Here is a 3,455-nt window from a genome sequence, read left to right as displayed (position 1 = left end):
GTGCCTGCTGGAAGGCGGACATCCGCCCTTGCGGCGACAGCATGAACACCCGGATCCCTGGCTTGCCGAGCATCGCGTACTCCGCGGAGCTGCCGGTGTCTCCCGACGTGGCGCCCAGGATGTTCAGCTCCTCACCGCGGCGCCCCAACTCGTAGGCGAACAACTCGCCGAGCAGCAGCATTGCCATGTCCTTGAACGCCGCCGAGGGGCCGTTCGACAGGTGCACGAGCCAGGTGCCGTCGGAGAGTTTCGTGGTGGGCACCACCTCGCCGCGCAGAAACTTCGACGGCGCGTACGCGCGCTCGCAGATGCCACGCAGGTCGTCGTCGGGGATATCGTCGACGAACAGCCGCACCACTTCATAGGCGAACGCGGCGTACCCGTCGCGGGCGAGCAGGCCGCTCCAGAACTCGAGCTGGGCGGCATCCACCTGCGGGTACGTTTCGGGCAGGTAGAGGCCGCCGTCGGGGGCGAGTCCCTCGAGGAGGATGTCGGTGAACTTGGCCGGGCCGGCGCCGCGCGTCGATACGTATTGCACGCTCCCAGCCTATGCCACCCGCGCCGCGCGGGGACGGCGTCACGTCCGTCTACCCAGTGCTTGCATCATCGTCGGCGCGTGCCCGCGAACGTGGCGACGCAATCACCTCGTCGTTGCAAACCCTCACCGACGATGCCTCCTCACGCTAGGTTGGCGGCATGGTTCGCGCATGGGTCAAGGGGTTCCAGCACGTAGCGCTCATGCTGGCGCGCGTGGTGGTCGGCATCATCTTCATCGCGCGAGGATGGCGGCGCTGGCTGATCGTCGGCATCGATCAGCAGGCCACGATCCTCGCGGAGGCGAACATCCCCGCGCCCGATCTCTGCGCCTGGCTCGTCACATTCTTTGAACTTGCGGGCGGCGTGCTGCTCGTCTTCGGGCTGTTCACGCCCGCGGTCGGGCTCGGGATGCTGACGCTGAACATCGGCGTCATCGTGCTGCGCAAGCTCGACGCGTTCTACGTTCATGACGGCGGCTTCGAGTACAACCTGGCGATGGCCGCGCTGGGGCTGCTGTTCGTGGCGTTCGGGTCGGGCAAGCTGGGCGCCGATACGTTGTTTTTCACGCCAGCCCCCGAGCGGCCACGGGGAGACGCCGCGCCCGCGCCGCTGCCACCGTCGCGACCGAGCGAGACCACCCTCTTCTCACAGGAAACACACAGCTAACCCATAGCGTCCGCTGTGGCGCGCGTGGGAAAGTGTTGCTATGCCGCACGCCGAGCCCATGACCCGCCCCGACGGAACCCCCATCCGTGTCCTCATCGTCGACGACGAACCGAGCCTGATCGAGCTGCTGTCGATGGCGATGCGCTACGAGGGGTGGGAGCTGTCGACCGCGACGACGGGCACCGACGCGGTGCGCGCGGCCCGTGAGGCGCGGCCAGACGCCATCGTGCTTGACATGATGCTCCCCGACTTCGACGGGCTTGAGGTGATGCGACGCATCCGCAGCGAACAGCCCGACGTGCCCGTGATCTTCCTGACGGCCCGCGACGGCGTACAAGACCGCATCGCGGGCCTCACCGCCGGCGGCGACGACTACGTCACCAAACCCTTCTCGCTCGAAGAGGTGATCGCCAGGCTGCGCGGCCTCCTGCGTCGCACCGGCGCCACCACCGTGCGCCCCGATTCGCAGTTGATCGTCGGCGACCTCATCCTCGACGAGGAGTCGCACGAGGTCACCCGCGGCGGGGAGGCCATTTCGCTCACGGCGACGGAGTTCGAACTGCTGCGCTTCCTCATGCGCAACCCCAAGCGCGTGCTCAGCAAGGCGCAGATCCTCGACCGCGTGTGGGACTACGACTTCGGCGGCCAGGCGAACGTCGTCGAGCTGTACATCTCATATCTGCGCAAGAAAATCGACGCCGGCCGCCCACCGATGATTCACACCATGCGCGGGGCCGGCTACGTGCTGAAACCGGCGGTCGAATGAGCGCTCGTCCAGCAACGAAAGGGACGCTCACCCGCCAGGTGCAGACCAGGGTGGCGGTCACCGTCGCGATCATGGCGGTGCTGCTCTCGCTGCTGACGCTCGTCGTCGCGCAGAACGTGCTCATGAGCCAGCTCGACAGCCAGATCGAGGCCATCCCGCAGATACTGGGTGCGGGGCCCGACCCGCGACGCCCGGGCATCCCCAGCGGCACCCTCATCGCCGGCTCGACCGGTGGCGCAACCTTCGCGAGCGTCGTCGCGCCAGGTGAGGTGCGCAACCTCGACGGCGGGGTTGCGTCGGTGCTGTCGCTCAGCCCCGGCATCCACACCGTCAACCTCCCAGGGCTCGGCAGCTACCGCGTGCACGTCTCGCGGGGCGATTCGTCGCAACTCGTGGTGGGGTTGCCGACCGCGGAGGTCAAAGAGACCATGCTGTGGCTCTCCCTCTCGGCGCTTGCCATCACCGTCGTCACCGTCGCGACTACCGTGCTCGTCACTCAGCGCATCATCCGCGACGCGACGAGACCCCTCCACGCGCTCGGCGAGACGGCCGCGCAGGTGTCGGCACAACGGCTCGACCGAGGCACCGTCGAAGTGCCGCGGTTCAGCGACGCGTCACTCGCGCCCGAGCATGAGGTGGCGCGCGTCGGGGCCGCGTTCAACCAGATGCTCGACAACGTCGAGGGCGCACTCGTCGCCCGCGAGGCGTCCGAGCAGAAGCTGCGCAGGTTCGTCGCCGACGCCTCCCACGAGCTGCGCAACCCGCTGGCGTCGATTTCGGGTTACTCTGAGCTCGTCGAGCAACATGCCGACGGCTTGGCCGACGACACCGCGTTCGCGCTCGGGCGGATCTCGGCGGAGTCGCAGCGCATGCGTAAGCTCGTCGAGGACATGATGGTGCTCGCCCGCCTCGACGCGCGCCAGCAGGTGGAGCCGCAGCCAGTGGATGCCGTCGAAGTGGCGCTCAATGCCGTCTCCGACGCGCGGGCTTCGTCGTCGCGGCATCGCTGGACGGTCTCGCTGCCCGATGAACCCGTCGAAGTGCTGGCCGGCGCCGACCAACTGCAGCAGGTGATGGTGAACCTGCTCGGCAACGCGCGCACGCACACCCCCGAGGGCACGGTGGTGGAAACGGCGGTCTCCCCCGACGGCGTGATCACCGTCACCGACGACGGGCCCGGCATCCCCGCCGATGTGCTCCCGCATGTGTTCGAGCGCTTCACGCGCGCCGACGAGGCCCGTCGCCACACTGCGGCGCAGTCCACCGGGCTTGGGTTGGCCATCGTCAAAGCGCAGGTAGAGAGCTTCGGCGGGCAGGTTCGGGTGGAGTCGCGCCCCGGCCGCACCCAGTTCGCCGTCCGGCTCCCTTTGGCTGAGAGCGGTTTCGATACGCCGCCTCCGGCGGCTACTCAACTACCGGACGCGGGCCGTCCCGAGCCCTCCCCGACCGTGGAATAGGCCCGAAGGGCCCTATCGAGACGCAGCGA

3 protein-coding genes and 1 pseudogene are annotated in these 3,455 nt (G+C 68.4%); 3 read left to right on the top strand and 1 reads right to left on the bottom strand.

Translation table 11 applies throughout. The annotated features are described in order from the left end of the window. Positions 1-538 (bottom strand): annotated as a pseudogene (locus tag Q0X61_RS12960) (threonine synthase); the annotation flags it as partial. A 158-nt stretch (positions 539-696) separates the two neighbouring features. Here Q0X61_RS12960 and Q0X61_RS12955 point away from each other — a divergent pair. The 3 genes from Q0X61_RS12955 to Q0X61_RS12945 are packed head-to-tail and all read left to right on the top strand — an operon-like array spanning position 697 to position 3,426. Further along, a complete protein-coding gene (locus Q0X61_RS12955) occupies positions 697-1,203 on the top strand; it encodes a DoxX family protein (RefSeq protein WP_297743276.1) in 507 nt (168 codons plus the stop codon). A gap of 40 nt (positions 1,204-1,243) precedes the next feature. Beyond that, entirely contained in the window at positions 1,244-1,969 is a 726-nt protein-coding gene (locus Q0X61_RS12950; RefSeq protein ID WP_297743274.1) for a response regulator transcription factor, read from the top strand. Continuing rightward, complete coding sequence (locus Q0X61_RS12945) at positions 1,966-3,426, top strand: cell wall metabolism sensor histidine kinase WalK (RefSeq protein WP_297743272.1); 1,461 nt, start codon at positions 1,966-1,968, stop codon at positions 3,424-3,426. The genes Q0X61_RS12950 and Q0X61_RS12945 overlap by 4 nt, the downstream gene beginning before the upstream one ends. Positions 3,427-3,455: the final 29 nt, after the last annotated feature.

This window comes from uncultured Tessaracoccus sp. (assembly GCF_947255005.1).
Classification (GTDB): Bacteria; Actinomycetota; Actinomycetes; order Propionibacteriales; family Propionibacteriaceae; genus Arachnia.
This window is presented reverse-complemented; position numbering and strand designations above follow the sequence as displayed.